33 protein-coding genes, 1 tRNA gene and 1 pseudogene are annotated in these 26,911 nt (G+C 65.9%); 12 read left to right on the forward strand and 23 right to left on the reverse strand.

Annotation, left to right across the window (positions count from 1 at the left end; all coding sequences use genetic code 11):
- Nucleotides 1-177 (forward strand): annotated as a pseudogene (locus tag JNJ68_RS02185) (IS30 family transposase); the annotation flags it as partial.
- Between the two features lie 84 nt (nucleotides 178-261).
- On the opposite strand, the gene JNJ68_RS02190 reads toward JNJ68_RS02185, so the two are convergent.
- From JNJ68_RS02190 to JNJ68_RS02240, 11 genes are all read right to left on the reverse strand, one after another.
- Nucleotides 262-1,548: a helix-turn-helix transcriptional regulator gene (locus tag JNJ68_RS02190; protein ID WP_294978372.1), complete on the reverse strand. Its 1,287-nt coding sequence runs from the start codon at nucleotides 1,546-1,548 to the stop codon at nucleotides 262-264.
- A 68-nt stretch (nucleotides 1,549-1,616) separates the two neighbouring features.
- Nucleotides 1,617-2,000, reverse strand: coding sequence for a hypothetical protein (locus tag JNJ68_RS02195; RefSeq protein ID WP_294978374.1), 384 nt, complete (start codon nucleotides 1,998-2,000; stop codon nucleotides 1,617-1,619).
- A gap of 96 nt (nucleotides 2,001-2,096) precedes the next feature.
- Entirely contained in the window at nucleotides 2,097-3,086 is a 990-nt protein-coding gene (locus tag JNJ68_RS02200; RefSeq protein ID WP_294978377.1) for an ABC transporter substrate-binding protein, read from the reverse strand.
- Nucleotides 3,087-3,134: 48 nt separating this feature from the next.
- The gene (locus JNJ68_RS02205; RefSeq protein ID WP_294978379.1) at nucleotides 3,135-3,983 is read right to left on the reverse strand and encodes an ABC transporter permease; all 849 of its coding nucleotides are present in this window, start codon (nucleotides 3,981-3,983) and stop codon (nucleotides 3,135-3,137) included.
- The gene (locus JNJ68_RS02210; protein ID WP_294978381.1) at nucleotides 3,980-4,846 is read right to left on the reverse strand and encodes an ABC transporter permease; all 867 of its coding nucleotides are present in this window, start codon (nucleotides 4,844-4,846) and stop codon (nucleotides 3,980-3,982) included. Before JNJ68_RS02210 ends, JNJ68_RS02205 begins: the two co-directional genes overlap by 4 nt.
- Entirely contained in the window at nucleotides 4,843-5,178 is a 336-nt protein-coding gene (locus JNJ68_RS02215; RefSeq protein WP_294978384.1) for a hypothetical protein, read from the reverse strand. Before JNJ68_RS02215 ends, JNJ68_RS02210 begins: the two co-directional genes overlap by 4 nt.
- Before the next feature lie 4 nt (nucleotides 5,179-5,182).
- Complete coding sequence (locus JNJ68_RS02220) at nucleotides 5,183-5,569, reverse strand: hypothetical protein (RefSeq protein ID WP_294978387.1); 387 nt, start codon at nucleotides 5,567-5,569, stop codon at nucleotides 5,183-5,185.
- Nucleotides 5,570-5,651: 82 nt separating this feature from the next.
- On the reverse strand, nucleotides 5,652-6,449 hold the full coding sequence (locus JNJ68_RS02225; RefSeq protein WP_294978390.1) for an ABC transporter ATP-binding protein: 798 nt from the start codon (nucleotides 6,447-6,449) through the stop codon (nucleotides 5,652-5,654).
- A 155-nt stretch (nucleotides 6,450-6,604) separates the two neighbouring features.
- A complete protein-coding gene (gene hydA, locus JNJ68_RS02230) occupies nucleotides 6,605-8,056 on the reverse strand; it encodes a dihydropyrimidinase (RefSeq protein WP_294978393.1) in 1,452 nt (483 codons plus the stop codon).
- A 21-nt stretch (nucleotides 8,057-8,077) separates the two neighbouring features.
- Nucleotides 8,078-8,539 (reverse strand): hypothetical protein, encoded by a 462-nt coding sequence (locus JNJ68_RS02235; RefSeq protein WP_294978396.1) that lies wholly within the window; start codon nucleotides 8,537-8,539, stop codon nucleotides 8,078-8,080.
- 14 nt (nucleotides 8,540-8,553) lie between these two features.
- Nucleotides 8,554-9,804, reverse strand: a complete 1,251-nt coding sequence (locus tag JNJ68_RS02240) for a Zn-dependent hydrolase (RefSeq protein WP_294978398.1) — start codon at nucleotides 9,802-9,804, stop codon at nucleotides 8,554-8,556.
- A 123-nt stretch (nucleotides 9,805-9,927) separates the two neighbouring features.
- Here JNJ68_RS02240 and JNJ68_RS02245 point away from each other — a divergent pair, with 123 nt between their 5' ends.
- Both JNJ68_RS02245 and JNJ68_RS02250 read left to right on the forward strand, forming a co-directional pair.
- Nucleotides 9,928-10,575, forward strand: coding sequence for a TetR/AcrR family transcriptional regulator (locus tag JNJ68_RS02245; RefSeq protein ID WP_294978401.1), 648 nt, complete (start codon nucleotides 9,928-9,930; stop codon nucleotides 10,573-10,575).
- A gap of 10 nt (nucleotides 10,576-10,585) precedes the next feature.
- Nucleotides 10,586-11,038 (forward strand): heme-degrading domain-containing protein, encoded by a 453-nt coding sequence (locus tag JNJ68_RS02250; protein WP_294978404.1) that lies wholly within the window; start codon nucleotides 10,586-10,588, stop codon nucleotides 11,036-11,038.
- Here JNJ68_RS02250 and JNJ68_RS02255 read toward each other — a convergent pair.
- A complete protein-coding gene (locus tag JNJ68_RS02255) occupies nucleotides 11,025-11,348 on the reverse strand; it encodes a cupin domain-containing protein (RefSeq protein WP_294978460.1) in 324 nt (107 codons plus the stop codon). The genes JNJ68_RS02250 and JNJ68_RS02255 overlap by 14 nt on opposite strands.
- A gap of 161 nt (nucleotides 11,349-11,509) precedes the next feature.
- On the opposite strand from JNJ68_RS02255, the gene JNJ68_RS02260 reads away from it, so the two are divergent.
- The 3 genes from JNJ68_RS02260 (at nucleotide 11,510) to JNJ68_RS02270 (ending at nucleotide 12,784) form a co-directional block, all read left to right on the forward strand.
- Nucleotides 11,510-12,130 (forward strand): TetR family transcriptional regulator C-terminal domain-containing protein, encoded by a 621-nt coding sequence (locus JNJ68_RS02260; protein ID WP_294978407.1) that lies wholly within the window; start codon nucleotides 11,510-11,512, stop codon nucleotides 12,128-12,130.
- A gap of 84 nt (nucleotides 12,131-12,214) precedes the next feature.
- On the forward strand, nucleotides 12,215-12,505 hold the full coding sequence (locus JNJ68_RS02265) for a hypothetical protein (RefSeq protein ID WP_294978410.1): 291 nt from the start codon (nucleotides 12,215-12,217) through the stop codon (nucleotides 12,503-12,505).
- 51 nt (nucleotides 12,506-12,556) lie between these two features.
- A complete protein-coding gene (locus JNJ68_RS02270) occupies nucleotides 12,557-12,784 on the forward strand; it encodes an N-(5'-phosphoribosyl)anthranilate isomerase (protein WP_294978412.1) in 228 nt (75 codons plus the stop codon).
- 48 nt (nucleotides 12,785-12,832) lie between these two features.
- Here JNJ68_RS02270 and preA read toward each other — a convergent pair whose 3' ends face one another.
- The 3 genes from preA to JNJ68_RS02285 all read right to left on the reverse strand — a co-directional run bounded on the left by preA (nucleotide 12,833) and on the right by JNJ68_RS02285 (nucleotide 16,111).
- A complete protein-coding gene (gene preA / locus JNJ68_RS02275; RefSeq protein ID WP_294978415.1) occupies nucleotides 12,833-14,131 on the reverse strand; it encodes an NAD-dependent dihydropyrimidine dehydrogenase subunit PreA in 1,299 nt (432 codons plus the stop codon).
- 63 nt (nucleotides 14,132-14,194) lie between these two features.
- On the reverse strand, nucleotides 14,195-14,725 hold the full coding sequence (locus JNJ68_RS02280) for a DedA family protein (RefSeq protein ID WP_294978417.1): 531 nt from the start codon (nucleotides 14,723-14,725) through the stop codon (nucleotides 14,195-14,197).
- Between the two features lie 66 nt (nucleotides 14,726-14,791).
- A complete protein-coding gene (locus tag JNJ68_RS02285; RefSeq protein WP_294978419.1) occupies nucleotides 14,792-16,111 on the reverse strand; it encodes an NAD(P)-dependent oxidoreductase in 1,320 nt (439 codons plus the stop codon).
- Between the two features lie 220 nt (nucleotides 16,112-16,331).
- Between JNJ68_RS02285 and accB the strand changes: the two genes are divergently transcribed.
- The 3 genes from accB (at nucleotide 16,332) to aat (ending at nucleotide 18,929) form a co-directional block, all read left to right on the forward strand.
- The gene (gene accB / locus JNJ68_RS02290; protein WP_294978421.1) at nucleotides 16,332-16,820 is read left to right on the forward strand and encodes an acetyl-CoA carboxylase biotin carboxyl carrier protein; all 489 of its coding nucleotides are present in this window, start codon (nucleotides 16,332-16,334) and stop codon (nucleotides 16,818-16,820) included.
- Between the two features lie 12 nt (nucleotides 16,821-16,832).
- The gene (gene accC, locus JNJ68_RS02295; RefSeq protein WP_294978424.1) at nucleotides 16,833-18,179 is read left to right on the forward strand and encodes an acetyl-CoA carboxylase biotin carboxylase subunit; all 1,347 of its coding nucleotides are present in this window, start codon (nucleotides 16,833-16,835) and stop codon (nucleotides 18,177-18,179) included.
- Nucleotides 18,180-18,257: 78 nt separating this feature from the next.
- Complete coding sequence (gene aat, locus JNJ68_RS02300; protein WP_294978426.1) at nucleotides 18,258-18,929, forward strand: leucyl/phenylalanyl-tRNA--protein transferase; 672 nt, start codon at nucleotides 18,258-18,260, stop codon at nucleotides 18,927-18,929.
- On the opposite strand, the gene JNJ68_RS02305 is transcribed toward aat, so the two are convergent.
- From JNJ68_RS02305 to clpP, 6 genes are all read right to left on the reverse strand, one after another.
- Nucleotides 18,857-19,273: a DUF2155 domain-containing protein gene (locus JNJ68_RS02305; protein ID WP_294978430.1), complete on the reverse strand. Its 417-nt coding sequence runs from the start codon at nucleotides 19,271-19,273 to the stop codon at nucleotides 18,857-18,859. The genes aat and JNJ68_RS02305 overlap by 73 nt on opposite strands.
- Nucleotides 19,270-19,749, reverse strand: coding sequence for an outer membrane lipid asymmetry maintenance protein MlaD (mlaD, locus tag JNJ68_RS02310; protein WP_294978433.1), 480 nt, complete (start codon nucleotides 19,747-19,749; stop codon nucleotides 19,270-19,272). Before mlaD ends, JNJ68_RS02305 begins: the two co-directional genes overlap by 4 nt.
- Nucleotides 19,749-20,123, reverse strand: a complete 375-nt coding sequence (locus tag JNJ68_RS02315; RefSeq protein WP_294978436.1) for an NADH:ubiquinone oxidoreductase subunit NDUFA12 — start codon at nucleotides 20,121-20,123, stop codon at nucleotides 19,749-19,751. The genes mlaD and JNJ68_RS02315 overlap by 1 nt, the downstream gene beginning before the upstream one ends.
- A 49-nt stretch (nucleotides 20,124-20,172) precedes the next feature.
- Entirely contained in the window at nucleotides 20,173-20,706 is a 534-nt protein-coding gene (locus JNJ68_RS02320) for a hypothetical protein (RefSeq protein ID WP_294978439.1), read from the reverse strand.
- 33 nt (nucleotides 20,707-20,739) lie between these two features.
- Nucleotides 20,740-22,002: an ATP-dependent Clp protease ATP-binding subunit ClpX gene (gene clpX, locus JNJ68_RS02325; RefSeq protein WP_294978442.1), complete on the reverse strand. Its 1,263-nt coding sequence runs from the start codon at nucleotides 22,000-22,002 to the stop codon at nucleotides 20,740-20,742.
- Between the two features lie 128 nt (nucleotides 22,003-22,130).
- A complete protein-coding gene (gene clpP / locus JNJ68_RS02330) occupies nucleotides 22,131-22,763 on the reverse strand; it encodes an ATP-dependent Clp endopeptidase proteolytic subunit ClpP (protein WP_294978446.1) in 633 nt (210 codons plus the stop codon).
- 381 nt (nucleotides 22,764-23,144) lie between these two features.
- On the opposite strand from clpP, the gene JNJ68_RS02335 reads away from it, so the two are divergent.
- On the forward strand, nucleotides 23,145-23,633 hold the full coding sequence (locus JNJ68_RS02335) for a CAP domain-containing protein (RefSeq protein WP_294978448.1): 489 nt from the start codon (nucleotides 23,145-23,147) through the stop codon (nucleotides 23,631-23,633).
- A 27-nt stretch (nucleotides 23,634-23,660) separates the two neighbouring features.
- Here the strand turns inward: JNJ68_RS02335 and JNJ68_RS02340 are convergent, their stop codons facing one another.
- On the reverse strand, nucleotides 23,661-24,974 hold the full coding sequence (locus tag JNJ68_RS02340; protein ID WP_294978451.1) for an ATP-binding protein: 1,314 nt from the start codon (nucleotides 24,972-24,974) through the stop codon (nucleotides 23,661-23,663).
- 50 nt (nucleotides 24,975-25,024) lie between these two features.
- Here JNJ68_RS02340 and JNJ68_RS02345 point away from each other — a divergent pair, with 50 nt between their 5' ends.
- Together JNJ68_RS02345 and JNJ68_RS02350 are read left to right on the forward strand one after the other, a co-directional pair.
- Complete coding sequence (locus tag JNJ68_RS02345) at nucleotides 25,025-25,891, forward strand: MBL fold metallo-hydrolase (protein ID WP_294978454.1); 867 nt, start codon at nucleotides 25,025-25,027, stop codon at nucleotides 25,889-25,891.
- 69 nt (nucleotides 25,892-25,960) lie between these two features.
- Nucleotides 25,961-26,035, forward strand: a tRNA-Asn gene (locus JNJ68_RS02350).
- Between the two features lie 210 nt (nucleotides 26,036-26,245).
- Here the strand turns inward: JNJ68_RS02350 and JNJ68_RS02355 are convergent.
- A complete protein-coding gene (locus JNJ68_RS02355; RefSeq protein WP_294978457.1) occupies nucleotides 26,246-26,704 on the reverse strand; it encodes a hypothetical protein in 459 nt (152 codons plus the stop codon).
- Nucleotides 26,705-26,911 lie beyond the last annotated feature (207 nt).

Genomic DNA, 26,911 nt, shown 5'->3' on the forward strand with positions numbered 1-26,911 from the left:
TTACGCCAGTTCCTGCCCAAGGGCGCCGACCTCCGCCAGTTCAGCCAGCGCGACTTGGACCACATCGCCAGGCTCATGAACAACCGGCCCCGCAAGACCCTGGGCTGGAAAACACCCGCCCAGGCCCTCGCCGAAGAAATCAAAAAGGCGACCGCAAGTGTTGCAGTTGGAACTTGAGTTAACCATTTCTGAAGAGAAAATCGTAACTCGTTGAAATCACTTGTATCGGCTCGCGTGTCCACCGTGGACACCCCGCGTCGCTCAGCCCCCTTCCGCCGCCAGGATCGAAGGTTCCCGCCTCGCCGGACAGTCGCCCCGCGCGCAGACCCGGCAGCTCGACCCGATCCGCACCCCCGGCCCGGCCCCGTCATCCGGCAGGATCAGCATCGCCGCCTCGCGCAGCTCCGGCCCCCGCAGGCCCTGCGGATGCCGCGTCTCGGCCCAGGCGATCACCCGATGCCGCCGGTCGCTCTGCCCGGCCATCTGCACCCGCGCCTCGAAGGGCTGCATCGGGCGGCCCATGGCGGCGTAAAGCGGCCACAGCGGGCAGGCCGAGCCGAAGCGCGGCAGCGGAAAGCCGGTTGCGGGCTTGCGAAAGGTCAGCGTGCCGGAGCCGTCGCAGGCGACCAGCCCCGCCTGCACGGCCGGAACCGCCGCCAGCCGCCGCATCGCAACCAATGGCGAGGCAGCGAAACGGTCCGCCAGCGCCAGCGGGTCCGGCCCCAGATCGGCAAGGGCCGCTAGGAAAGCCGCTTCCGGCATCGCCACCGCATCGGCCCCGGCGCGCTCCACATGCGCCCGCGCCAGGCTTCGTGCGGCGCTCGAGGCAAGCCGCGCGATTTCTTCCTCCAGACCACCGGCCAGTTCAACATCGGAAAGCGTCCAGCCCCGGCCCCGCAGCCAGTCCTCCACCTCTTCCTGCGGCGCGGCGATGCCCTGCTCCTCGATTCCCTGCCCGGCGTCGAGGAACCCGACCAGCGCCTCGGCCCCCGCCGCCAGCCGCTCGCTGTCCTGGTGCAGGTTCCGGTGAAACCGCGCCGCCCAGTCGGGTTCCAGATCCGGCGTCTCGGCCAGGATCGCCGCGGTCGCGCGCACCGCCGACAACGAGGACAAAAGCTCATGCAGCGACTGCGACAGGTGCGGGTCATGCGTCATCCGATCGTTCAGCGCCTCGACCGCGCGTTCCAGCGCCAGCCCGCGCAGGTGGAGCGCGGCCAGCAGCGCCGCCCAACCCGGGTAACGGTCGACGAAATCCTCGACCCGCTCGACCTCGGGCCCCGGTTCCCCCGATACGCCGCCCCGCGCCACCGCCGCACGCAGATCCTCGACCAAGGCCGCGTCCTTGCCGTCAATCAGGGCAGAACGGTCGATCTGCAGGGCATCGGCCAGCCGTTCCATCACCTCCGCCGTGACCTTGCGGCGGTTGTGCTCGATCAGGTTGAGGTAGCTCGCCGAAATCCCCGCCCGCGCCGCGACATCGGCTTGGAGCAGCCCGGCGGCCATCCGGCGCTCGCGCAGCTTGGTTCCGGTCAGGGCTGAAAGCGGCATCGGCGGGACCCGGAAAAGGAATTGACGCAGATGAGCGGCGATTTACATCCGCCTGTCAATGCGCCCGATCACTCGAAGCTGGCAAAGCGGTGGCCATAGAAGCTGACGGCCCGCAGCGCGCAATCCTGCACCGCCAGGTGCAGATGCGCCCCCTCGTTCACCCCCGGCGCCGTGCTGTCCCGCGCCAGCGCCACCCGGCCCGCGCCCGGCGCCGTCCCGGCGCGCGGACGCCAGAAATCCACCTGTTCATCCAGATGCCGCTCGAGCCGGGGATCGCCCCACCCTCCGGTGATCTCGGAAATCCGCTCCGCCACTGCGAGGCAATATCCAGCTTCCGCCGCCTCCGCCGTCGCCCCGTAAAGCATCCCCGCCGGGGCAGCGAAGCCCTGCCACCAGACCGTCGCAAGGAGGGCCACTGCCACCGCCACCAACCCGAGTCTGATCGCCTTCATCGCCATCCCCGCTCTTGGGCCAGCAGAACCGGCAAAGGTAAAGAAAACGGGCGCGACCCTGGAGCCGCGCCCGCCAAATCCAGACAAGTCGAGCGTTTACTCCGCCAGCGCCTTGTCGGTGATGTCATGCGTCCAGGCCTTGCCCTCGGGCGCCTTGGTGATCGCCGGGTTCTCGGGCGAGACCGCGGCCAGCAGCGAGGCGACCGTGGCGTCGAAATCCGCCGGGTCCAGCGCGCCGTTGCCGCCTGCGGTCAGCTTGGCCACCTCGCCCATCATGTATTTCTGATGCTCCAGCGACTGCGCGCCCGATTCATCGTTGTCGATGACGATCTGAGCGGCCTCATCCGGGTTGGCCTCGGCGTATTTCCAGCCCTTCATCGAGGCGCGGACGAATTTCACCATGGTTTCCGCGAAGGCCGGGTCGGCCAGCTTGTCCTCCATCACGTAAAGCCCGTCCTCCAGCACCGTCACCCCCTGGTCGCGGTAGCTGAACGTCACCAGCTGGTCGGGAGTGATCCCGGCATCCAGCACCTGGCCGTATTCGTTGTAGGTCATGACCGAGATGCAGGCGGCCTGCTTCTGCAAGAGCGCATCGACGTTGAAAGCCTGTTTCAGCACCGTCACCCCGCCTTCGCTGCCGTCGGTCTTCAGCCCCAGCTTCGCCATCCAGGCATAGAACGGGTATTCGTTGCCGAAGAACCACACGCCCAGCGTCTTGCCGGGGAAGTCGGCCGGGCTTTCGACGCCGGTCTCCTTCAGGCAGGTGAACTCCAGCCCGCCGTTCTTGAATGGCTGCGCGATGTTGACCAGCGGCACGCCGCGTTCGCGCGCGGCAAGCGCTGCTGGCATCCAGGTAGTGATCACATCAGCCTGGCCCGAGGCGATGACCTGCTCCGGCGCGATGTCCGGCCCGCCCGGCTTGATCGTGACGTTCAGCCCCTCTTCCTCGTAGAAGCCCTTGTCCTTGGCGACGTAGTAGCCGGCGAACTGGGCCTGCGTCACCCATTTCAGTTGCAGCGTCACGTCCTCGGCACTGGCCGCACCGGCCATCAGCGCCAGAAGACCCGCGGTTATCAGCTTCTTCATCTACACCTCCATGTTGCCGCCCGGCGGTTCAGCCCCCGGGTCAGGGTTTCAGGTCCTTTGCGACGGATGCCAGAAGGTCACCGCCTTTTCCGCCAGCGCGATCAGCCCGTAGAAGGCCGATCCGGCCAGCGCTGCCACCGCGATCTCGGCCCAGACCAGCTCGATGTTCAAGACACCGACCGCGGTCGAGATGCGAAATCCCATGCCCACCACCGGACTGCCGAAATATTCCGCCACGATCGCCCCGATCAGCGCCAGCGAGGCCGCGATTTTCAGCCCGTTGAAGACGAAGGGCATCGCGGCGGGCAGCCTCAGCTTCCACAGCGCCTGCCAGTAGCTTGCCCCCCAGGTCGCCATCAGGTCGCGCTGCATCCGCTCGGCTGAGCCCAATCCGGCGACGACGTTGATCAACATCGGGAAGAACACCATCGCCACCACCACCGCGGCCTTCGACTGCCAGCCGAAGCCGAACCACATCACCAGAATGGGCGCGAGGCCCACGATAGGCAAGGCCGCGACGAAATTGCCCACCGGCAGCAGGCCGTCGCGCAGGAAGGGCACCCGGTCGCAGGCCACCGCGGCAAGGAAGGCGGCCCCGGTGCCGATGACGAAGCCCGAGAGCGCGCCCTTCAGCACCGTCTGCACGAAATCGGCCCAAAGGAGCCCGGTCGACTCGGCGAATTTTCCCGCGATGGCCGAGGGCGCGGGCAGGATCACCGTGGGCACGGCGAAGGCGCGCACCAGCGCCTCCCACAGCACCAGGAGAGTGATGCCGAACAGCACCGGCACGAAGATGCGCCCCGCTGGCGTTCTTCCGAACGGGTGGCGCGCCACAAGGGCATTCGTCGCCCAGGCCCCCAGCCAGAAGGCCAACCCCAGGATCAGCGCAAGGCTCATGTCCTTACCCCCATCTTCTGAGCGATCATCCGTTCGGTCAGCCCCACCACGAGGATCAGCATCCCCGCCAGGATGGCGCTGGCGAAAAGCGCGGCCCAGGTGATCAGTGGCTCGCCATACTGGCTGCCCAGAAGCATTCGCGCCCCCAGCCCTTCGACCGCGCCGGTGGGAAGCTCGCCCACGATGGTGCCGACCAACGCCGCCGCCACCGCCACCTTCAGCGAAGCGAAGAAATAGGGCATCGAGGCCGGCAACCGCAGCTTGAGGAAGGTCTCGCCCTCGCCGGCCCCATAGGTCTTGAGGAGGTCGAGCTGCATCTGGTCGGGCGCTCGCAGCCCCTTGACCATGCTGACCAGCACCGGGAAGAACGACAGATAGGCTGCGATGATCGCCTTCGGCACCTCCCGGCCCTCGATGCCCAACTGGTTCGATACCACAAGGATCATCGGCGCCAGCGCTACGATAGGCACCGTCTGGCTGATGATCGCCCAGGGCATCACGCTCATGTCCATCACCCGGAAGCGGACGATGGCCATCGCCAGCAGGACCCCGGTGACGATCCCGAGGCCAAAGCCCATCATCGTGCCCTTGAAGGTGACGAACCCGTGGTAGACAAGGCTCCGCTTCGAGGTCACCGCCTGCCCGAACAACCCCTTCCACAACTCCGCCCCCACCTGGTGCGGCGGCGGCAGCAGGGGACGGTCCTGGTCCATGGTCTGCGGCACCATCTCGGCGAAGCTGACCGTGGTCCCGGCGCGCTCGGCCTGGTCGTAGACCCAGGTGGAATTCATCCAGACGGCGGCGGCATACCAGATCACGACGATGCCGATCAGGACCGTGAGAACGGGAAGCGCACGTTTCATGCCCGCCCTCCTGTCGGCCAGGCGATCATCGCAACCGCCACCACGCCAAGCGCCATGCCAGCCAGTTGCAACCCCGTCGGCCTTTCGCCGAAAACGAAGATCGCCATTACGGAGATCGCGACCAACTGGAACACCGCCGAGAGCGCGATCGCCAGCCCCAGCCCGTTCGCCTTCATCACCTGCACCATCAGCCAGTTGCCGAGGCAGAAGAGCACGAGCGCGCTGACCAGAACCGGCACCCCGCCTTTCGCCGCATAGACCTTCAGGACCGCATTCGCCGCGACGAAGACCGCTGTCGCTAGGCCAAGCCAGAGGAAGGAGATGCCGCTCATCTCCCTAACCCTTCTTCCGCGACCGCCGCTTCGGCCGGGCCGCCAGCGCTGCCGCTTCCGCCTCGGCAATCGCCGCCGCCCGCGCCTCGGGTCCCATCGCCTCCCAGTCCCGCGCCGCCTTGATCCCGTCGCGCAGGTCGCCCCACCAGACCCAGAGCATCGCGGGGTAGAGGAGCACGATCACCCCCAGCCACCAGAGCGTCGTCATCATGTCGATTCCCGCCCGCGCGTCCATCGGCGCGCTGCCAAGCGCCCAGAGCCCGACCCAGATCACCCCCAGCGCGGCCGCCACGGCAAGCGGCACCCCCAGCACCCAGGCCCAGAAGGTCAGCCAGCACTGCGCCTGGGTCGGCGGCGGCAGCGTGGGGGCCTTGGGCGGGGGCTTGGCCATCGGTCCTCACCGCGCGCTCCGGCGTATATACGGCGTAGGGATGGAAGCCATACGCGATTCATACGCTTTCCAGACGCCTGTCCTATTCATCATGATGCCCAGCCCGAAGCCCCTCCCGCACCCGGTGGGCGATCTCGATGAACTCCCGGCTGTCGCGGATGTCGAGCGGCCGATCCTGCGGCAGGGGCGAGTCGATCACATCGGTGATCCGCCCCGGGCGGGGGGACATGACGACGATCTTGGTGCTGAGGTAGACCGCCTCCGGGATGGAATGGGTCACGAATCCAATGGTTTTCCCGGTGCGCGCCCAGAGCTTCAGTACCTCCTCGTTCAGCCGGTCGCGAACGATCTCATCCAGCGCGCCGAAGGGTTCGTCCATCAAGAGGATATCCGCATCGAAGGCCAAGGCCCGGGCGATGCTGGCGCGCTGCTGCATCCCGCCCGAAAGCTGCCAGGGGAACTTCTTGCCGAACCCCTTCAGCTCGACCAGCTCCAGCACCCGCTGAACCCGCTCCTCCTGAGCTTTGCGGTCGAACCCCATGATCTCCAAAGGCAATCGGATATTCCCGGAAATCGTCCGCCAAGGATACAACCCCGCCGCCTGGAACACATAGCCATAGGCCCGCTTCCGCCGCGCCTCGTCCGGTGACATTCCGTTGACCGTCAAAGTGCCAGATGTCGGCGTTTCCAAAGCCGCAATCGCCCGCAGGAAAGTCGTCTTCCCGCAACCGCTTGGTCCGATGAAGCTGACGAATTCCCCCGCGCCGATGGTCAGGTTCACATCCTTCAACGCCTGCACCGGCCCGTCCGCCGTCTGGAAGACGAGGTTCAGCCCTTTGGCCTCGATCACCGGCTGGTCTGCGTGACCCGTATCCTTCAACCCTTCGTCCCTTCATCTTCCCGTTGCATCCGGGTGGCATTCTGTGGCCTTCCCGAACATGAGGTCCGCCATGACGACGACCCTCGCCTTCCAACCGCAACCCGAGGATTTCGAGGAAGATTTCTTCGGCATCCCCGTCCTCGTCTGGTCCGATCCTACACCCCCGTCGCCGGAACCCCCGTCCGCACCACCGGACGCGGGGCGGTCAGGTCCTTCCACTGGCTCAGCGCGCGGTTGACCGCCGGGCGCGGTTCACGGGCGACGAACTGGCCGTGGCCCTCCTGCGTCCGCATCTCGCCGTCGTGGATCGCCACATGGCCGCGGGTCAGGGTGAAGCGCGGCAGGCCCTTCACCTTCTGGCCCTCGAAGACGTTGTAGTCGATCGCCGACTGCTGCCTGCCCGCCGTGATGGTCTTTTCCTTGTCCGGGTCCCAGACCACCAGATCGGCATCCGCGCCCACCAGAACCGCGCCTTTCTTCGGGTAGCAGTTCAGGATTTTCGCGATATTGGTTGAGGTTACGGCGACGAATTCATTCGGCGTCAGCCGCCCGGTGCCGACCCCGTGGGTCCAGAGCATCGGCATCCGGTCCTCCAGCCCGCCCGTGCCGTTCGGGATCTTCGAGAAATCCCCGACCCCGAACCGCTTCTGCTCGGTCGTGAAGGCGCAATGGTCCGTCGCCACCACCGACAGGCTGCCGGACTGCAACCCGGCCCAGAGGCTGTCCTGATGCTTTTTGTTGCGGAAGGGCGGCGACATCACCCGGCGGGCGGCATGGTCCCAGTCGGGGTTGAAATACTCGCTCTCGTCCAGCGTCAGGTGCTGGATCAGCGGCTCGCCCCAGACCCGCTTGCCGTGTTGCCGCGCCCGGCGGATCGCCTCATGCGCCTCCTCGCAGGAGGTATGGACGACATAAAGCGGCACCCCCGCCATGTCGGCGATCATGATCGCGCGGTTGGTCGCCTCGCCCTCCACCTGCGGCGGGCGGGAGTAGGCATGCGCCTCCGGCCCGGTGTTCCCCTCGGCCAAGAGCTTCGCCGTCAGCTCCGCCACCACATCGCCGTTCTCGGCATGGACCATGGCCAGGCCGCCCAGCTCTCCCACCCGCTTGAACGACTGATACATCTCGTCGTCGTTCACCATCAGAGCGCCCTTGTAGGCCATGAAGTGCTTGAAGCTGGTCATACCAGCCTTGATCGAGTCGGCGATCCCGTCGAACACCTTCTCGCCCCACCAGGTCACCGCCATGTGGTACGAATAATCGCAATTCGCCCGGCCCGACTTGTTGTGCCACATCTGCGCTGCGTCCATGAGGCCCTGCCCCTGCCCCGGCAGCACGAAGTCGACCACCATCGTGGTGCCGCCGGACAGCGCCGCCCGGGTGCCGCTCTCGAAATCATCACTGGAATAGGTGCCCATGAATGGCATCTCCAGATGCGTATGCGGGTCGATCCCGCCGGGCATCACATAGCAGCCGGTCGCGTCAAGCTCGGTGCCGCCCTTGAGGCCCTGCCCGATCTCGGTGATCACCCCGTTCTCCACCCGCACATCGGCCTTGTAGGTGAGGTCGGCGGTGACGACGGTGCCGTTCTTGATGATGGTGGTCATGTGAAGGACTCCCCGACCGAGTTATTCTTTGAAGTGGCTACGCATCAGCGACTTAAGGTCTGTAAAGCCGTCAATGCTGAGAATGAGAAGAAAAGTCGGCTCATACGGCACCAGTGCGGCAACCTGATCGCACTGGTAAAGATCGCCAAAACTGGAAAACCAATTCGCCTTGCGCGAGGCATCTGCGCTTGAACCAGTGACAACTTGGCCCGTTACCGAGTTGTTCACTTCCCGCTTTAGCTTCAAGTTGTAGCCGTACTCACTTAGCGAGCTGATCGGCATGTTTGCGACTAGTTTGAGGGTCGAGCCATCAACGCAAAGACTTGATATGTAGGCGTAGGCTTCTTCACCAACAGCAAGTTCAGAAAAGAAGGGTTCGTTTCCGAACTTGCGAAGTCCCTCCTTGTCCGCATCCACCTGGAAACCTTCTGCTGAGCCGATGGACGGAACAAGCAGGGCGCCTAGCAGAGTGGAGCCGATCAAACTCTTAACTCCCCTCACCCCACCACCTCCGCCACCTCAAGGCAGGCGTGCAACAGCACATCCGTCCCCGCCGCCGCCCACTCAGGCGAAATCTTCTCCGCCTCGTTGTGCGACAGCCCGTCCACGCAGGGGCACATCACCATCACGGTCGGCGCGACGCGGTTGATCCAGCAGGCGTCATGGCCGGCGCCGCTCACGATGTCCATGCGGGAATATCCCAGCTTTTCAGCCGCTTGCCGGACGATCTTCACCAGACCAGGATCGAAGGTGACAGGGTCGAAGTGGCCCACGGCCTCGATCTCGCACCCCAGCCCCAGCTCCTTCGCCACCGCATGGGCGGCGCGTTCCACTTCGGCCCGCATCGCGTCCAGCTTGCCCTGCTCGGGCGAACGGATATCGACGGTGAGCACAACCTTCCCCGCAATCACGTTGCGACTGTTCGGATGATGGACAAGCTGCCCCACCGCGCCCACGGCGTTCGGCTGGTGCGCCATGGCGATCTGATGCACCCTTTCCGTGATCCGCGCCGCGCCGAGGCCGGCATTTACCCGCATGGACATGGGGGTCGAGCCGGTATGGGCGTCCTTGCCGGTCAGGGTGATCTCCAGCCACCAGAGCCCCTGCCCGTGGGTCACGACGCCGATCTCCTTGCCCTCGGCCTCCAGGATCGGCCCCTGCTCGATGTGGAGTTCCAACATGGCGTGCATCTTGCGGGCGCCGACCTTCTCGTCGCCGACCCAGCCGATGCGGGCCAGTTCCTCGCCGAAGACCTTGCCGTCGAGGTCCTTGCGCGACTTCGCATAGTCCTCGGTATGGATGCCCGCGAAGACACCGCTCGCCAGCATCGCGGGCGCAAACCGCGCGCCTTCCTCGTTGGTCCAGTTCGTCACCACGATGGGATGGCGGGTCTTCACCCCCATGTCGTTCAGCGTGCGGACCACCTCCAGCGCGCCGAGGACGCCCAGGACGCCATCATACTTGCCCCCCGTCGGCTGGGTATCGAGATGCGAGCCCATATAGACCGGCAGCGCCGAAGGGTCAGTCCCCGGACGGGTGGCGAACATGTTGCCCATCGTGTCGACGCCCATCGTCAAGCCCGCCGCCTGACACCAGCGCTGGAACAGATGCCGCCCCTCACTGTCCGCGTCGGTCAGGGTCTGGCGGTTGTTGCCGCCTGCGACGCCGGGGCCGATCTTCGCCATCTCCTCAAGGCTGTCCCAGAGGCGCTCGGGATTGATCCGCAGGTTATCTCCGGTGGCTGGCATCGCTTGGCTCCCCGGTCGCGCCCGGGGCCATCCTGCCCCTTGCCGCGACTCATTTCCTGACCGTATGGTCAAGGTGAAGGCGACCACAACCTGACCAACCGGTCAACGAAAATCAAAGGCACGATGAGCGGCGACGCCCAGATTTCACGCCTCAAGCCCGGCCGCCGCATGGATATCCGGCGCGAGAACGAACGCGCGATCCTGGAGGCGGCGGAGAAGGTCTTTGCCGAGGCCGGGTTCGGGGGGGCGACGATGCAGCTGATCGCCGACATGGCGGGGCTGCCGAAGGCGAACCTGCACTACTATTTCGCGACGAAGGAAGACCTCTATCGCCGCGTGGTGCAACAGATTTTCGAAATCTGGCTGGATGCGGCGTCAAGCTTCGACGACGCGCCCGGCCCGGTGGAGGGGATCGGCGCCTATGTCGACGCCAAGATGGACATCAGCCGCACCCATCCGCATGGGTCAAAGGTCTGGGCGTCAGAGGTGATGCATGGCGCGCCGGTGATCCAGGACTATCTGGAAACCACGCTGCGCGACTGGACCGAGGGGCGGATCGCGGTGATCCAGCGCTGGATCGACGAGGGCAAGATGCAGCCGGTGAACCCGCGGCATCTTCTGTATCTGCTCTGGGCGACGACCCAGCACTACGCGGATTTCGGTCACCAGATCCAGACCTTGAACGACGGTCGGCCCTTGAGCGACAAGCAATGGAACGAGGCCAAGGCCAGCGTCAAGGACATGGTCCTGCGCGGGATCGGGGCGATCTGAGGAGGATGGAATGGACGTAGCCGAGCTTGAGGCCGAATTCGCGCGGCTAGAACTGGACAGCTTTGACGAAGCCACCGCGCTGCGGCTGGGACAGATTCTGGTCGAGTTGGCATCAGCCGGCAAACTGCCGGTGGTGGTCAACATCCGGACAGCGGACCGAACCCTGTTCCACGCGGCCCTGCCCGGTTCGGCGCCGTTGAACGACCTCTGGGCGCGGCGCAAGTCGAACGTGGCGCTGATGTTCCAGTTGCCGTCACTTCTGGTCGGCCAGCAGCACAAGGCCAAGGACGAGACCCTCGCCCGGCACGGGCTGCGGGCGGAGGACTATGCCGACAACGGCGGCGCCGTGCCGATCAGGGTCAGGGGCGCGGGGGTCGTGGCGGTGGCCACCGTCTCGGGCCTGCCGCAGGTCGAGGATCACAAGCTGGTCGTCCGGGCGATCAGGATGCTCATGGCGGGCTGACGGCTGATTTGGCACCCGCTGTCGGCTCTTTAAGTTCCACCTCGACGAAGCTCATCACCGTGACCCCGTCGTTGACCACGTTGTGCTCTACCCCTTCGCTGCGCCGATAGGCCGTGCCGGCTGGGACCAGCACCTGCCGCGTCCCGTCGCCGGGTTCCTCCAGCAGCATCGGGCAATCGGTGATCGCGGTGATCACATAGTCATGCCCGTGCCGGTGCCAGCCGGTCTCGGCACCCGGCGCAAAGTCGAACCGGGTGACGCGCACACGGTCGTCGTCGACCAGCACCGTCGCCGTGCAGGGCAAGCGCATCGCCGGTGCCCCCGCTTCAGTCAGGGTCTTTCGGTCCTTGGCCATCGCTCCCTCCCGCCTGCCGCCCCCACAGCGCAGTTTGCGAGCGCGGGTCGGCGAATGATTTGACCTGGCATTGCGGCCCGCGCTATCCAAGGAGTCCGGACAGTCGTACAGGTTCCATGTCGCCCACCAGCCGTCCCCGCTCCCGCATTCAGCAGCGCAACCGCGAGCTTATTCTGGACGCGGCGCTGGAAGTGTTTTCGCAGCACGGCTTTCGCGGCGCAACACTGGATCAGATCGCCGAGGGTGCGGGCCTGTCGAAGCCGAACCTCCTGTATTACTTCCCCTCGAAGGAAGAGGTGCACCAGGCGCTCCTGACCGGACTTCTGGAAACCTGGCTTGACCCATTGCGCGCGATGGACCCCAAGGGCGATCCGCTGCAAGAGATCATGGGCTACGTCCGCCGCAAGCTTGACCTCGCGCGTGATTATCCTCGCGAAAGCCGTCTCTTTGCCAACGAGATCCTGCAGGGCGCGCCCCGGATGCGGGGAGCGATCGAGGGCGACCTGCGGCGCCTGGTGGCCGAGAAGGCGCAGGTCCTGCTACAGTGGATGGAGCAAGGCCGCATCGCGCGCGTCGATCCGGTGCATCTGATCTTCTCGATCTGGGCGCTGACGCAGCACTATGCCGATTTCGACGTGCAGGTCCGCGCGGTCCTGGGTCCGGGCCACGACCCCTTTGCCGAGGCCGGGCGCTTCATCGAGACGCTGTTCATCCGGCTCCTCAATCCGGTCCGTTAAAGTCTTACCTACATTGCGGCTGAGAACTCATTGCTTTTGCGTTAAGATATGCCTGCGTGCAGATCATATCGGGAGGGCGCAACAATGGGCATGATTACCAGCATCCGGGCGCCTGTTCCCGTCGCCGAGCTGCCAACACCCGCCGCGGTCGAACCGCGCCCACAAGGCGCTTTGGGCGCGGCTGCTCCCGTTGTCGCCCCCGACCTGCCGCAGGCCGTGCAGCAGGTCACGATGAAGTCCGCCGCCAACGATCCCCAGTTGATGGCAACCCGGATGACCGCCGAGACCAGCGCCGCCGCCGCCGCCGAAGCCGCGCGCGAGGCCTATATCAAGGCCAGCATCGCCGCCGGGATCAACCCGCTGCCGGTGCCGTGATCGGCGTTAACCGGACATTCATACTGGCTGCGCAGAGTGCTGGCCATGCAGATGCTCCGCACGAATCCTCTGAACGCCCAGGTCTGGCTGGACGACCTTTTCTCCGCCAAGGCACTCGAAAAGGGCGGCGTCGTTCGCCGCGCGATCCGGGATGTCGAACGCGAGATCGGACGCTCCGCTCTTCTCGCCGAAGTCCGGCGCCGGGGATTTCACCTGATCGAATGCGGCGGGCAGTTCATCGTGATCTGCAACGTCGGACAGATGCAGGTGATCTGCTAAGCGCATGGCTGGTCCAAAAATTTTCGCGAAAATTTTTAGACCAGCCCTTCACTCCGCCGCCCGCGCGCTCGGGTTGTTCGGATGCGTGGTCCAGTTGGCATAGTCGCCCACGCGGCGCCCGGTGCGCGGATCAACCGCGCCCTTGGCCATCGGCACCATCGTGATGCAGTTGTCCACCGGACAGACGTTGACGCAGAGGTTGCAGGCCACGCATTCGTCATCCATCACGGTGAAGACGCGCTCGGGCGACATGGCGATGGCCTGGTGGCTGGTGTCCTCGCAGGCGGCATAGCAGCGCCCGCACTTGATGCAGTCGTCCTGGTTGATATGCGCCTTGGCGACATAGTTCAGGTTCAGATACTGCCAGTCGGTCACGTTCGGCACCGCGCGGCCAACCAGATCGGACAGACCGATCTGCTTGTCGTCGAGGTATTGCGACAGGCCCGAGATCATCTCCTGCACGATCTTGAAGCCATAGGTCATCGCCGCCGTGCACACCTGCACATTTCCCGCGCCAAGCGCCATGAATTCGGCCGCGTCACGCCAGGTCGTGACCCCGCCGATGCCGCTGATCGGCAGGCCGCGGGTATCGGCGCTGCGGGCGATTTCCGCCACCATGTTCATCGCGATCGGCTTCACCGCCGGGCCGCAATAGCCGCCATGCGTGCCCTTGCCGTCGATCATCGGCTCGGGGCTGAAGTCGTCGAGGTTGACGGAGGTGATCGAGTTGATGGTGTTGATCAGCGACACCGCATCCGCCCCGCCGCGCTTCGCCGCCTCGGCCGGTTTGCGTACATCGGTGATGTTCGGCGTCAGCTTGACGATGCAGGGCATCCGGCTGTGCTTCTTCACCCAGCGCGTCACCATCTCGATATATTCCGGCACCTGCCCCACGGCAGAGCCCATGCCGCGTTCGGCCATGCCGTGCGGGCAACCGAAGTTCAGCTCCACGCCGTCGGCCTCGGTATCCTCGATCCGGGACAGGATGTCTTTCCATGAATCCTCGTCGCAGGGCACCATCAGGCTGATGACCAGCGCGCGGTCGCGCCACTTGCGCTTGACCTCCTTGATCTCCTGCAGGTTCACCTCCAGCGGGCGGTCGGTGATCAGCTCGATGTTGTTCAGCCCCAGAAGCCGCCGGTCCGCCCCCCAGATCGCGCCATAGCGCGGGCCATTGACGTTCACCACCGGCGGGCCCTCGCTGCCCAAGGTCTTCCAGACCACGCCGCCCCAACCCGCCTCGAAGGCGCGCTCGACGTTGTACTGCTTGTCCGTCGGCGGGGCCGAGGCCAGCCAGAACGGGTTCGGGGACTTGATGCCGATAAAATCTGCGGACAGGTTAGCCATGGGAAACCTCCTTGGCGAAAGCTGGGGAAGATGTCGTAGGGCGGGGTTTCACCCCACCGACCGTCAGAACAGCGACCAGATCCAGCCGATCAGGTCGCCGCCGACCTGGCCGAGCTTCGGCACGATGTAGGCCCAGGCCACGCAGCCAAGCGTGTTCCAGAGGGCGAAGCGGGGAAAGGTCATCCCGCTCATCCCGGCCATGAGAAAGACCACCGGCCGGAAGATCGTGGTGAAATGCCCGATCAGGATGGTGGCCGGCCCGTATTTCGTGAAGGCGGCCTGGGTCTTCTCCACCATCTCGGGATGGTCCCTCAAGGGCCGCATCTTCAGCACGGTCGAGCCGTAGCGCCAACCCAGCCAGTAGCTGAAGGTCGAGCCGATCAGCGCCCCGACGGTCGCCCCGACGAAGAGGCTGGTGAACGAGAGCGCCCCGGTCGCCGCCAGCGCACCGATGGCCGCAAGGACCGGCGTCGAAGGGATGAGGATCGACAGGAAGGCCGTGGTTTCGGCAGCCGCGAACAGCACCATGATCAGCGGGAACCAGCCCTGGTTCGCTTCGATGAAGGCGATGATGCTTTCGGCGAATGCTTCCACGAGCGCTTCCTTCCGGCGCCCCTTCTGGCCCGGGCCCCTGCCGAACGCAAGGGGAGAGCGCCGCCATCACGCGCCCGTCAGCGCGGCATGGATCGCCTCGGCGGCATCGCGGCCCTCGGCGACCGCCGTTACCGTCAGATCCTCGCCACCTGCAGCGCAGTCACCGCCGACCCAGACCTTGCCGGAATGGCCCGCAAGCTTGCCGCCCTCGACCGCAAGCCCGGCGGGCGTTCCGGAAAGCGTCTGGCCGATGGCCTTGAACACCTGGTCGGCCTTCAGGGTGAAGGTCTCGGCCGACAGGTTCAGCCCGCCCGGCCCGTCCTCGGTATAGGCAAACTCCACGCCCTCGGCATGGCCATTGCCAAGCACCCGGACCGGCGCGGCGTTGTGGATGATCCGCACCCCGGTCTGGACCGCGTGGTCCTGCTCGTAGCCCGAGGCCGACATCTTCTCCTGACCCCGACGGTAGACGATGGTGACGGTCTCGGCGCCAAGAAGCTTCGACTGCACCGCCGCGTCGACCGCCGTCATGCCGCCACCGATCACCACCACGTCTCGGCCCACCGGTAGGTTCGACAGGTCCTCCGACTGGCGCAGCTCGGCGATGAAATCCACTGCATCGCGCACGCCCGCCTTATCCTCACCCTCGGCGCGCAGCGCGTTGACCCCCGCGAGGCCAACCCCCAGGAAGACCGCGTCATATTCGGCCTTCAGCTGGTCCAGCGAGACGTCGCGGCCCAGTTCCACCCCGGTCCGGATCTCGATGCCGCCGATCTGCAAAAGCCAGTCGACTTCCCGCTGAGCAAAGCCCCCCGTGGCCTTGTAGCTGGCGATCCCGTATTCGTTCAGCCCCCCGGCCTTCGGACGCCGCTCGAACACCACCACGTCGTGGCCATGCAACGCCAGCCGGTGCGCACAGGACAGGCCCGCAGGCCCCGCCCCCACCACCGCCACCCGCTTGCACGTCGGGGCGGCGCGTTCAAAGGGATGCAATCCCCTGGCCATTGCCGTGTCGGTGGCAAAGCGCTGCAACTGGCCGATCTCCACCGGCTTGCCTTCCGCCGTCTCGCGCACACAGGCCTCTTCGCACAGCGTTTCCGTCGGGCAGACCCGCGCGCACATGCCGCCCAGGATGTTCTGGCTCCAGATCGTCGTCGCCGCCGCCTCGGCCGTACCGGTCGCGATCTGGCGGATGAAAAGCGGAATGTCGATCGAGGTCGGACAGGCCGTGATGCAGGGCGCATCGTGGCAGAAGTAGCAGCGGTCCGCCGCAACCCGCGCCTCGTGCCGGTCCAGCGGCGGCGTGTGATCGGCGAAGTTGCGGGCGTAGCTTGCCACTGGCAGGCGCGCCGGGACTATTCCTGGGGTGAGCGGGCTGTTCGACATGGGCTGGGGGCCTCCCTGGCTTATCGTTGCCGACAGGCTGACACAGGTCCATTTTTTTATCAAATGGTAAATTTTATGCGATTGCGGATTCTTTGCGCTGGAAGAGGGCCCGCTTTCTCGGCTTTTCAGCCTGTGCCCGGTTGGGTATAAGCGGCCGAATACCAGAAGCGGGGCCGCAGGCCAAACCGCGCGCACAGGGCAGCGAAGAACAGAGGACCCGATGAGCAAGCAGAACACCGACACCGATGTCGCCTTCATCTCGGCGCTGGCCGAGCTTCTGAACAAGAACGACCTGACCGAACTGTCGGTGAAGCGCGAGTATGGCGAGGATGACAGCCTGGAGGTCCGGGTGGTCAAGCAGGCGACCGTCGTGACCGTCGCCGCCGCCCCTGCCCCGGTCGTCCACCATGCCGCCCCGGCCGCCGCCGCTCCTGCCGCCGCCGCGCCTGCCGCCCCGGAGGACCCCGCCCAGCATCCCGGCGCCGTGACCTCGCCCATGGTCGGCACCGTCTACCTCGCCGCCGAGCCCGGCGCCTCGCCCTTCGTGACGGTGGGTGCCCAGGTCAGCGAGGGCCAGACCGTCCTGATCATCGAGGCGATGAAGACGATGAACCACATTCCCGCCCCGCGCGCGGGCACGGTGAAGCGCATCCTGGTCGAGGATGGCCACCCGGTCGAATACGGCGCCCCCCTGATGATCATCGAATAAGGGGCAGTACCCATGTTCGATAAAATCCTGATCGCCAACCGGGGTGAGATCGCGCTGCGCGTGATCCGGGCCTGCCAGGAAATGGGGATCAAGTCGGTCGCCGTCCATTCCACCGCCGACGCCGATGCGATGCATGTCCGCATGGCCGACGAATCCGTCTGCATCGGCCCCGCGCCCTCCTCGGAAAGCTACCTCAGCAAGGCCGCCATCATCTCGGCTTGCGAGATCACCGGGGCACAGGCCGTGCATCCCGGCTACGGGTTCCTCTCGGAAAACGCCGCCTTCGCCCAGGCGCTGGAGGACCACGGCATCACCTTCATCGGCCCGAACGCGGAACATATCCGCATCATGGGCGACAAGATCACCGCCAAGGACACCGCAAAGGCGCTTGGCATTCCGGTCGTCCCCGGCTCGGACGGCGGCGTCCCGGATTTCGAGACGGCCAAGCGCGCGGCCGAGGAAATCGGCTATCCGGTGATCATCAAGGCCACCGCCGGCGGCGGCGGGCGCGGCATGAAGGTGGCGAAGGACGCGACCGAACTGGAGATTGCCTTCCGCACCGCCCGGTCCGAGGCCAAGGCCGCCTTCGGCAACGACGAAGTCTACATGGAGAAATACCTCCAGCGCCCCCGGCACATCGAGATTCAGGTCTTCGGCGACGGCAAGGGCGGTGCGGTGCATCTGGGCGAACGCGACTGCTCGCTCCAGCGCCGCCACCAGAAGGTGTTCGAGGAAGCCCCCGGCCCGGTCATCACCCCCAAGCTTCGTGCCGAAATCGGCGGCATCTGCGCCAATGCGATGCAGAAGCTGAAATACATCGGCGCGGGCACGATCGAGTTTCTGTACGAAGACGGCAAGTTCTACTTCATCGAGATGAACACCCGGCTTCAGGTCGAACACCCCGTCACCGAGGCCATATTCGGCGTGGACCTGGTGCGCGAACAGATCCGCGTCGCCTCCGGCATGGACCTGTCCTTCACGCAGGACGACCTCGAGATCAACGGCCATGCGATCGAGGTCCGGATCAACGCCGAGAAGATCCCGGGCTTCACCCCCTGCCCCGGCCGGATCACCCAGTTCCACGCTCCCGGCGGCCTTGGCGTGCGGATGGATTCCGCGATCTACGACGGCTACCGAATCCCGCCCTACTATGACAGCCTGATCGGCAAGCTGATCGTCCATGGCCGCGACCGGCCCGAAGCGCTGTCCCGGCTGAAGCGCGCACTATCAGAGCTGATCATCGACGGCATCGACACGTCGGTCCCGCTCTTCCACATGCTTCTGGCCGAGCCCGACATCCAGAACGGCGAATACAACATCCACTGGCTGGAAAAGTGGCTGGCGAGCCAGTTCGCCTGAGTTGAGGGGCGTCCGCAAAGGGCGCTCCACCGCAAAAGTTTACGAAAACTTTTGCAAAATCCTTCGAAGGATTTTGCGATGCACGGGACCGCCGACGAGATCACCCCCGAGCTCCTGCTCCGCGCCTATGCCATGGGCATCTTCCCGATGTCCGATGGCCGCGACGACCCCGACATCCACTGGGTCGACCCGCGCCTGCGCGGCGTGCTGCCGCTGGACGGCTTCCATCTCTCGCGCTCGCTGGCCAAGCGCATCCGCTCGTGCCGCTTCCGCGTCACCACAGATACCGCCTTCGCAGAGGTGGTCAAATCCTGCGCCGAGCGGGAGGAGACCTGGATCAGCCAGCGCATCCAAGGGCTCTACGTCCAGCTTCACGCCCTGGGTTTCGCGCACAGCACCGAGGTCTGGGAGGACGACCACCTGGTCGGCGGGGTCTATGGCGTCACCCTCGGCGCGGCCTTCTTCGGCGAAAGCATGTTCTCGCGCACGACCGACGCCTCGAAGCTGGCGCTGGCCTTCACCACCCACCGCCTGCGCGCCGGGGGCTTCCGCCTCTTCGACACCCAGTTCCTGACCCCGCATCTCGCCAGCCTCGGCGGCAAGGAGATTCCGCGCGCGGAATACCACTGCCTGCTGGCGGAGGCGCTGAGCCGCACGGCCAGCTTCGATCCGCCGGGTTATTCGCCGTCTTCGGTCGAGGTCTCTGCCGGTGCCTCCGGCAGCACGCAGGACAGCACCCAGACGTCATAGCGCGGATGGTCCAGCGCCGAAAGCGCGGGGGACGAGGCCAGCATCCAGCCGCTGAACAGCGGTTCCTCGCTCGTTTCCTCGATCACCGTCAGATGCGCCTCGGCATCCGAGGCCGGGTTGCCGGTCGGGTAGCGGCAACTGTCCAGCCGCACCACCAGCCGCCCGAACTTGGCCGACTGCCCCCGGCTGATCGTCACGTCGCCCGTCTCGCTGGTCAGCTTGTCCAGGAACCGCAGCTGCGCCCCGTCCGAGTCGGTGAACTCCGGCCGGTCGGCCTGCGCCGGATCGGCCTCCTGCGCGGCCACCGGCATGGCCAATAGCAGCAGAAGCGCCAGCGCCTTCACGGCACCGCCGTTTCGGCTTCGGGCGCGGAACCGTCACCGCCACCGCCCGCGAATTTCATCAACAGCGTGATCAGGCTGACCGCCCCCTGCGTGTCCTCGATCTCACCGCCCGGCTCCAGCATGTCCTCCGCACCGCCCGGCTGCACTTCGACAAACGTGCCGCCCAGCAGCCCTTCCGAGGAGATCAGGATGGTGGAATCCGTGGGCAACGCCACGTCCTTGCGCATCGAGATCGTCGCATCGGCGAAATAGGTTTGCGGGTTCAGCGCCAGATCCGTCACCGTGCCGACCTTCACGCCCGCCAGCCGCACATCGGTCCCGACGCTGACCCCCTCGACCGACCGGAAGCTCGCGGTCAGCGGATAGCTGTCCGGCTCGCCCACCACGCCCGACCCGCGCACCGCGTAAAGCGCGAAGCCCGCCGCCACGGCCAGGATCGCCGCCCCGGCCACAATCTCTGCGCGTTCGTAAGCCATCACTCGGGCTGCCAGGCCTCATAGTCCCGGCGGGCGACCGGCTCGGCCCGGCGGATCGACCCCGGCGGCACATAGGCGGCCTCCGTCCCGGTCAGGTTCTCCTGGTGCGGTTTTTCCCAGGCCTTGTGCTTCAGGGGCGCCTTGGTCGGCGGCTCGTCCCAGGTGAAATGCAGCCAGCCGTGCCAGTCGGGCGACACGCGGGAGGCCTCCATCTCGCCGTTGTAGATCACCCAGCGCCGCTTGCCGTCGCGGGTCTGGTAGAAGACATTCCCCGCGTCATCCTCGCCCACCTTCACCCCCTTGCGCGAGGTGAAGATCTGGGTGCCGATGGTCTGGCTGTTCCACCAGGTCAGCAGGCGTTTCAAGAAATACATGGGCAACCCTCCGCGTTGTCGACCTTATGCCGCAGGATGGCGAGAAGGTCTAGGGGACCGAAGGTGCAACCCAGGGCGCCTCCAGCATCAGATGGGCCGCAAGACCCGCTTTCGGCGCATAGATTTGCAGGACGTTATTCTTCCAGTCCCGAATGAAGAAGGCCCCCGGCTCGCTCAGGGCTTGTTGCAAGCTCCGGCGCGAGAACCCGTCGATGAGGTCGCCGCACATGTCGATCAGGTCAGGTGTCGCGGGCGGCGCGGAGGACAGCGGCGAGGGCCTCCAGTTGCCCCCGAATCGCGAGGAATCCTGGTCGATCAGCGCAATCCGGGGCGGCTTCGCAGGTGCATCGACGGCAATTTCCACAACTGCGACCCGACATCTGGGCGCATCCCAATCGCTGGGAAGACTGTCGTAGCTTGCTAGCACGCGATGGATGGGAATCCGGCCCCGAAAGACTTGATGGGCATAGTCTGGACCGCTGAACGTGGCCTTTAGCTTGCTGAAGAACGAGGCCGGGCTTTCATCGGCGACGAGTACAAAGACGAATAATCCTATCAGGAACGCGCCAAGCGCATACCGCATCTTCCCTCTCCGACAGGGCGACGCTCGTCACCCTCAGGCCTTCACCGGCTCTTTCTTCTTGGTCTCGGTATAGACCAGCATCGGCTTGGCGCCGGAATTCACCGCTTCGTCCTTGACGACGACTTCCTCGACCCCGTCCATGCCCGGCAGCTCGAACATGGTGTCCAGCAGGATGTCCTCCATGATCGAGCGCAGCCCCCGCGCGCCGGTCTTGCGCTTGATCGCCCGCTTGGCGATGGCGGTCAGCGCGTCGCCGGTGAAGGTCAGCTTCACCCCCTCGATCTCGAACAGCCGCTGGTATTGCTTGACCAGCGCGTTCTTCGGTTCGGTCAGGATGGTGACCAGCGCCGCCTCGTCCAGATCGGTCAGCGTGGCGATCACCGGCAGGCGGCCGACGAATTCCGGGATCAGGCCGAACTTGAGCAGATCCTCGGGTTCCAGCTCCTTGAACAGGTCGCCGACGCTGCGTTCGTCCGGCCCCTTGACCTCGGCCCCGAAGCCGATGCCCGACCCCTTGTTGCGCTGCGAGATGATCTTCTCCAGCCCCGCGAAGGCCCCGCCGCAGATGAAGAGGATGTTGGTGGTATCCACCTGAAGGAACTCTTGCTGCGGATGCTTGCGCCCGCCCTGCGGCGGAACCGAGGCGACCGTGCCCTCCATGATCTTCAGAAGCGCCTGCTGCACGCCCTCGCCCGAAACGTCGCGGGTGATCGAGGGGTTGTCGGACTTGCGCGTGATCTTGTCGACCTCGTCGATATAGACGATCCCGCGCTGCGCCCGTTCGACGTTGTATTCGCTGGCCTGCAACAGCTTGAGGATGATGTTCTCCACATCCTCGCCGACATAGCCCGCCTCGGTCAGCGTGGTGGCATCCGCCATCGTGAAGGGCACGTCCAGGATGCGGGCCAGCGTCTGCGCCAGCAGCGTCTTGCCGCAGCCGGTGGGGCCGATCAGCAGGATGTTCGACTTCGACAGCTCGATGTCGGTCTTCGAGGAATGGTTCAGCCGCTTGTAGTGGTTGTGGACCGCCACCGACAGCACGCGCTTGGCGTGGATCTGGCCGATCACGTAATCGTCCAGCACCTTGCAGATTTCCCGCGGCGTCGGCACCCCGTCCGAGGATTTCAGACCCGTGGTCTTCGTCTCCTCGCGGATGATGTCCATGCACAGCTCGACGCATTCGTCGCAGATGAAGACGGTCGGCCCCGCGATCAGCTTGCGCACCTCATGCTGGCTCTTGCCGCAGAACGAGCAATACAGGGTGTTCTTGCTGTCGCCGCCGGTGTTGTTCGCCATCCGCAGTCCTCTGAGCTTTGCCGCCAAATCCCTGACTTGCAGGGCTGGCGCCTTGGCGGAAGTTTAGGCCAGTCCCCAAGGCACCACAATCCGAAAAACCCGCCGGAGGGTCCGGCGGAAAGTAGGCGTCATTTCGACGTATCGTCGGCCTTTCCGCGGCTTTCGAGGATCTGGTCGATCAGGCCCCAGGCCTTGGCATCCTCGGCCGACATGAAGTTGTCGCGCTCCAGCGCCGCCTCGACCGTGTCATAGTCGTTGCCGGTGTGACGCACATAGATCTCGTTCAGGCGGCGCTTCAGTTTCAGCGTCTCCTGCGCGTGGATCATGATGTCCGTCGCCTGGCCCTGATACCCGCCCGAGGGCTGGTGCACCATGATGCGGCTGTTCGGCAGGCTGAAGCGCATCCCCTTCTCGCCCGCCGTCAGAAGAAGCGACCCCATCGACGCCGCCTGCCCGATCACCAGCGTGGAGATCTTCGGCCGGATGTACTGCATCGTGTCGTAGATCGAGAGCCCCGCCGTCACCACGCCGCCGGGGCTGTTGATGTACATGGAGATTTCCTTGGACGGATTCTCCGATTCCAGGAACAGAAGCTGCGCGCAGATCAGGCTCGACATGCCGTCATGCACCGGGCCGCCGAGGAAGATGATCCGCTCCTTCAGAAGGCGGCTGTAGATGTCATAGGCGCGTTCGCCCCGGCTCGTCTGTTCGACGACCATGGGGACGAGCGTGTTCATGTAGTGGTCAACGGGATCGCGCATCGGTGCCTGCCTCTCGTGTCTTTGCCGAGGATTATCGTCGAATATCTTGCCAGAGTCTTAGTGGGGCGGAACGGGGGCTGCAAGGGCAGGTCCTTGCGAATTGCCGACAGCGGGGCCGGTCCTGCAAAGACAGGGGCCTGGCCGAAGCCGTGCGCCGAAAGCGGCATCCGCGCCGCTGCCGCCCGCAGACGCTTCCCGCCTGTCCCAGACCCGGAAAGCCTCCATGCGCAGGGCAACACCGGCAAAGCTCCGCCTGCTCTCCCAAAGGAGGAGTGCGTTCCCGGCATTTCTCGCATAAATCACCGTTTGTGCCACATTCTGCCCGATTCCGGCCCAACTGGTCTGGGATGGGTGGACAGCGCGAAACCTTGGGGAACCATCATGCTGAAGCACATGCGCCTGGCGGCCCTGGCCGCGTCGGCTTTCCTTTGCCTGCAATCTGCGGCCCAGGCGGGTTGCATCGTTCCGCCCAATGCCGATGCGATGCAGAAGGAACTGCTTGCCCACCTCAACGCCGAGCGCAAGGCCCGCGGCCTTTCGGCGCTGTCGCTCTCGACCAAGCTCGACAAGGCGGCACAGGGCGCAGCCTGTGACAATGCCAAGCGCCGGTCGATCAGCCATGTCTCCTCCGACGGCGGCACGCTGAAGACCCGTCTGCGCCGCGTCGGCTACGGCTTCCGCACCGCGGCCGAAAACACCGGGCGCGGCTTTGGCTCAGGCGCCCGCGCGGTGGAATGGTGGATGCATTCGCCGCACCACAAGGACAACATCCTCTTGCGCAAGGCGCGCGACGTAGGCGTCGGCATCGCGGTCAGCCCCGCACCCGACAGCAAGCTGCACTGGATCCTCGTGGTCGGGGCGTCCAAGTAACGCCCCGCCACTCCGGCCGCCCGCTGCTCAGCGGGCGATCACCAGATCCACCCGCAGCCCGCCCAGGGCCTCGCTCTGCGACAGCCGCAGCGCACCGCCATGGCTGAGCGCGATATCCGAGGCGATCGAAAGCCCCAGCCCGACCCCCGCCCCCCGGTTCGGATCGCGCGCCGCCTCCAGCCGGGTGAAGGGGCGCAGCGCCTCGTCCCGCCGCTCTGCCGGAATGCCGGGCCCGTCATCCTCGACCGTGATCCGCAGGCTGCGCTCCTGGAACGTGAGGCGCAGCTCGACCCTGCTGCCGAAGCGCAGCGCGTTCGACACCAGGTTCTCCACCGCCCGCACGATGGCCTGGGGTCGCATCTCCACCGGCTCGGGCGTGCCCCCGACCGCCGCCATCCGCACCTTCGGCCCGGCCCGCTCCACCAGGTCGCGGACCAGCGCCACTGCATCCGCGGGCTCCGATCCTTCCATCGCATCGCCGCGCACGAAGGCCAGGAACTCGTCGACCATCCCCTCCATCTGCGCCACATCCGCCTGCAAGGCCTCGACCTCCGGATCCTCGGGCAGCAGCGACAGCGCCAGGCGCATCCGGGTCAGCGGCGTGCGCAGGTCGTGGCTCACCCCCGACAGCATCAGCGTCCGCTGCTCGATCTGCCGCTCGATCCGCGCCCGCATGTCCAGGAAGGCCCGCCCCGCCGCCCGCACCTCCAGCGCCCCGCGCGGCCTGTAGCTGACCGTACGTCCCTTGCCGAACTCTTCTGCCGCCTCCGCCAGCTTGGTGATGGGCCTGAGCTGCCGCCGCAGGAAGAAATAGGCGATCACCGTCAGCAGAATCGAGGTGAAGACCATCAGCACGATCAGCTGGTGCGGGTTCGCCGCCGACATCCGCCGTCGGCTGACCTCCGCCTCGACCGGGCCAAACCGGCTGTCGAAGCGCAGCGTCACCGCGCGGTTCCCTCCTGTCAGGTCGACCGCGACCAGGTCCGGCAGCCGCTCGTGCAGCGTGGCGATGATGGTGTCGCCCGACAGGTCGATGCGCTGCCGCAGGTCGGCCTCGGGCGCATCGGGACCAGCGGGCAGGGTCAGCGTGATCGCCAGCGCCTCTGCCACCGGCGCGACCCTGGCCTGCGCCTCGGCCAGCGTCGGGCTGGTGTCGATGGTGTCCATCAGGAACGCGAGGTCGATCGCGACCCCTTGCGTCATCTGGTCGGTCACGTCTTCATAGAAGCGCTGGATGAACTCGGTCGAGAAGACCAGCTGGATCGTCACGATCGGCACGATCAGGATCAGTGCCGCGCGCCCGTAAAGGCCCCTGGGAAGGATACGTTGGAAGACCGACATCACCGTGAAGCCTATCCGCAGCCGCCCGCCTTGGAAAGCGGCGCCGCCCGATGACGCTCGACCCGCCTGTCCGCGCCCTCCTCGCCCCGAATCCCTCGCCCCTCACCGGGACCGGGACCAACAGCTGGCTCGTCGGTGCGACCGCGCTTGCCGTGATCGACCCCGGCCCCGACGACCCCGCGCATCTCGCCGCCCTCCTCGACGCCGTCGGCCCCGGCCAGCACATCAGCCATATCCTCATCACCCACGCCCATCGCGACCATTCGGCGCTTGCGCCCCGTCTCGCCGCCGCGACCGGCGCCCCCGTCCTCGCCTACGGCACCGCGACCGAGGGGCGCAGCGCCCTGATGTCCGATCTCGCCGCAAGTCTCCCCGCTCAGGGTGAGGGTCTCGACCTCGCCTTCGCCCCCGACCAGCGCCTCGCCGATGGCGACACGATCTCCGGCCCCGACTGGAGCCTCACCGCCCTCCACACCCCCGGCCATCTCGGCGGCCATCTCTGCCTCGCGCTCGGCGACACGCTCTTCTCCGGCGACCATGTCATGGGCTGGGCCACTTCCATCGTCTCTCCGCCCGACGGCGACATGGGGGCCTACATGGCGTCGCTCCACCGCCTCGCCGCCCGCGACTGGCACCGTTTCCTGCCCGGTCACGGCGACCCCGTCGAGACCCCCGCCGCCCGCGTGCAGGAACTGATCGCCCACCGCCTCGGCCGCGAGGCGCAGATCCTCGAGTCCCTCGCCGAAGGCCCCGCGCGCATCCCCGCCCTGACCGCCCGCATCTACGCCGACATCCCCGTGGCTCTCCTCCCTGCCGCTGCCCGCAACGTCTTCGCCCATCTCATTGATCTGGCGTCCAGAAACATGGTTCATGCTCTTCCCGCCCTGCACCCTGACGCCGAATTCGCCGCCCTCTGACCCCAACTCAATTTACCGCCATTTGCCCCTTGCCGCCCCGAACCACCCTTGCTATAGACCCGCCCGTGTTCCGGCGTAGCTCAGCGGTAGAGCAGTTGACTGTTAATCAATTGGTCGTAGGTTCGATCCCTACCGCCGGAGCCAAGAAAATCAAAATGATACGAGGCGCGTTCGGGCGCCTTTTTCGTTGCTCTGCAACAGCTCTGCAACATTGCGGTGGTCGATGCGAGGCCCGCCGCTGATAATGCGGCAATGACGACTGTCGACTGCATCATACTGGCGTGGTTCGCTTTTTCGGCCTGCATCATCTTGAGACGATGATGCGGGGGCACGTTTAAACGCGTGCCTTCGTCGTCAGAACGGAATGTCGTCATCCACCATCGGGGCGAACCCGCCGTAGTAGCGGTTGCCGCGCATCTGGTTGTGCGAGCGGGGAATCGCACGAAGGTTCGATGGGACATGCAGGCCGCAGACGATAGCGGCACCCGTCGCAGGGCAGACGCCCACGAGTGGCACCAGATGATCGACGTTGTGCTCGATCCCGTGCAACTCGGTCAGAGCCGCGGCGTCCCGGTAGATCGCCTCGATCTCCTGCCTGTCGCGCGCTGACTGCTTCGGGGGCACGGCTGGCCCTGCGCGCCGTGCAGCCTGCGCGCAGCACCTCTCCGGCCTGTGCAGGACGTTGTAGCGGGTGCGCTTGTCCATCGCGGCGAGAACGGCCTCTAGCTCGGCCTGCCTCCTTGCCTCGAACTCCTGCGTCTCGCGCTCGGCCTCAGCAGCCTCCGCTTCGATAGCGGCCTGATCTTGCCTCATGTTCGATGCCTCTCCGGGTCTCAGGGAAAGGCGTCGGCACGACCCAGGTAAACCGACACCTCGCGGCTTGAACCGCGCCGGGTTTACCGGAGGCTGATTTCGGTTAGTTACGCGGCCATGGCTGAGTCTTCCAGAGCTGCGTAGAAGTTGGCCTCGGCTTCTGTCGGCGGGATGTTCCCGATGGGCTCGAGCAGGCGGCGGGTGTTG

This window comes from Tabrizicola sp. (genome assembly GCF_016793705.1).
In the GTDB taxonomy this organism is placed as follows: domain Bacteria; phylum Pseudomonadota; class Alphaproteobacteria; order Rhodobacterales; family Rhodobacteraceae; genus Tabrizicola.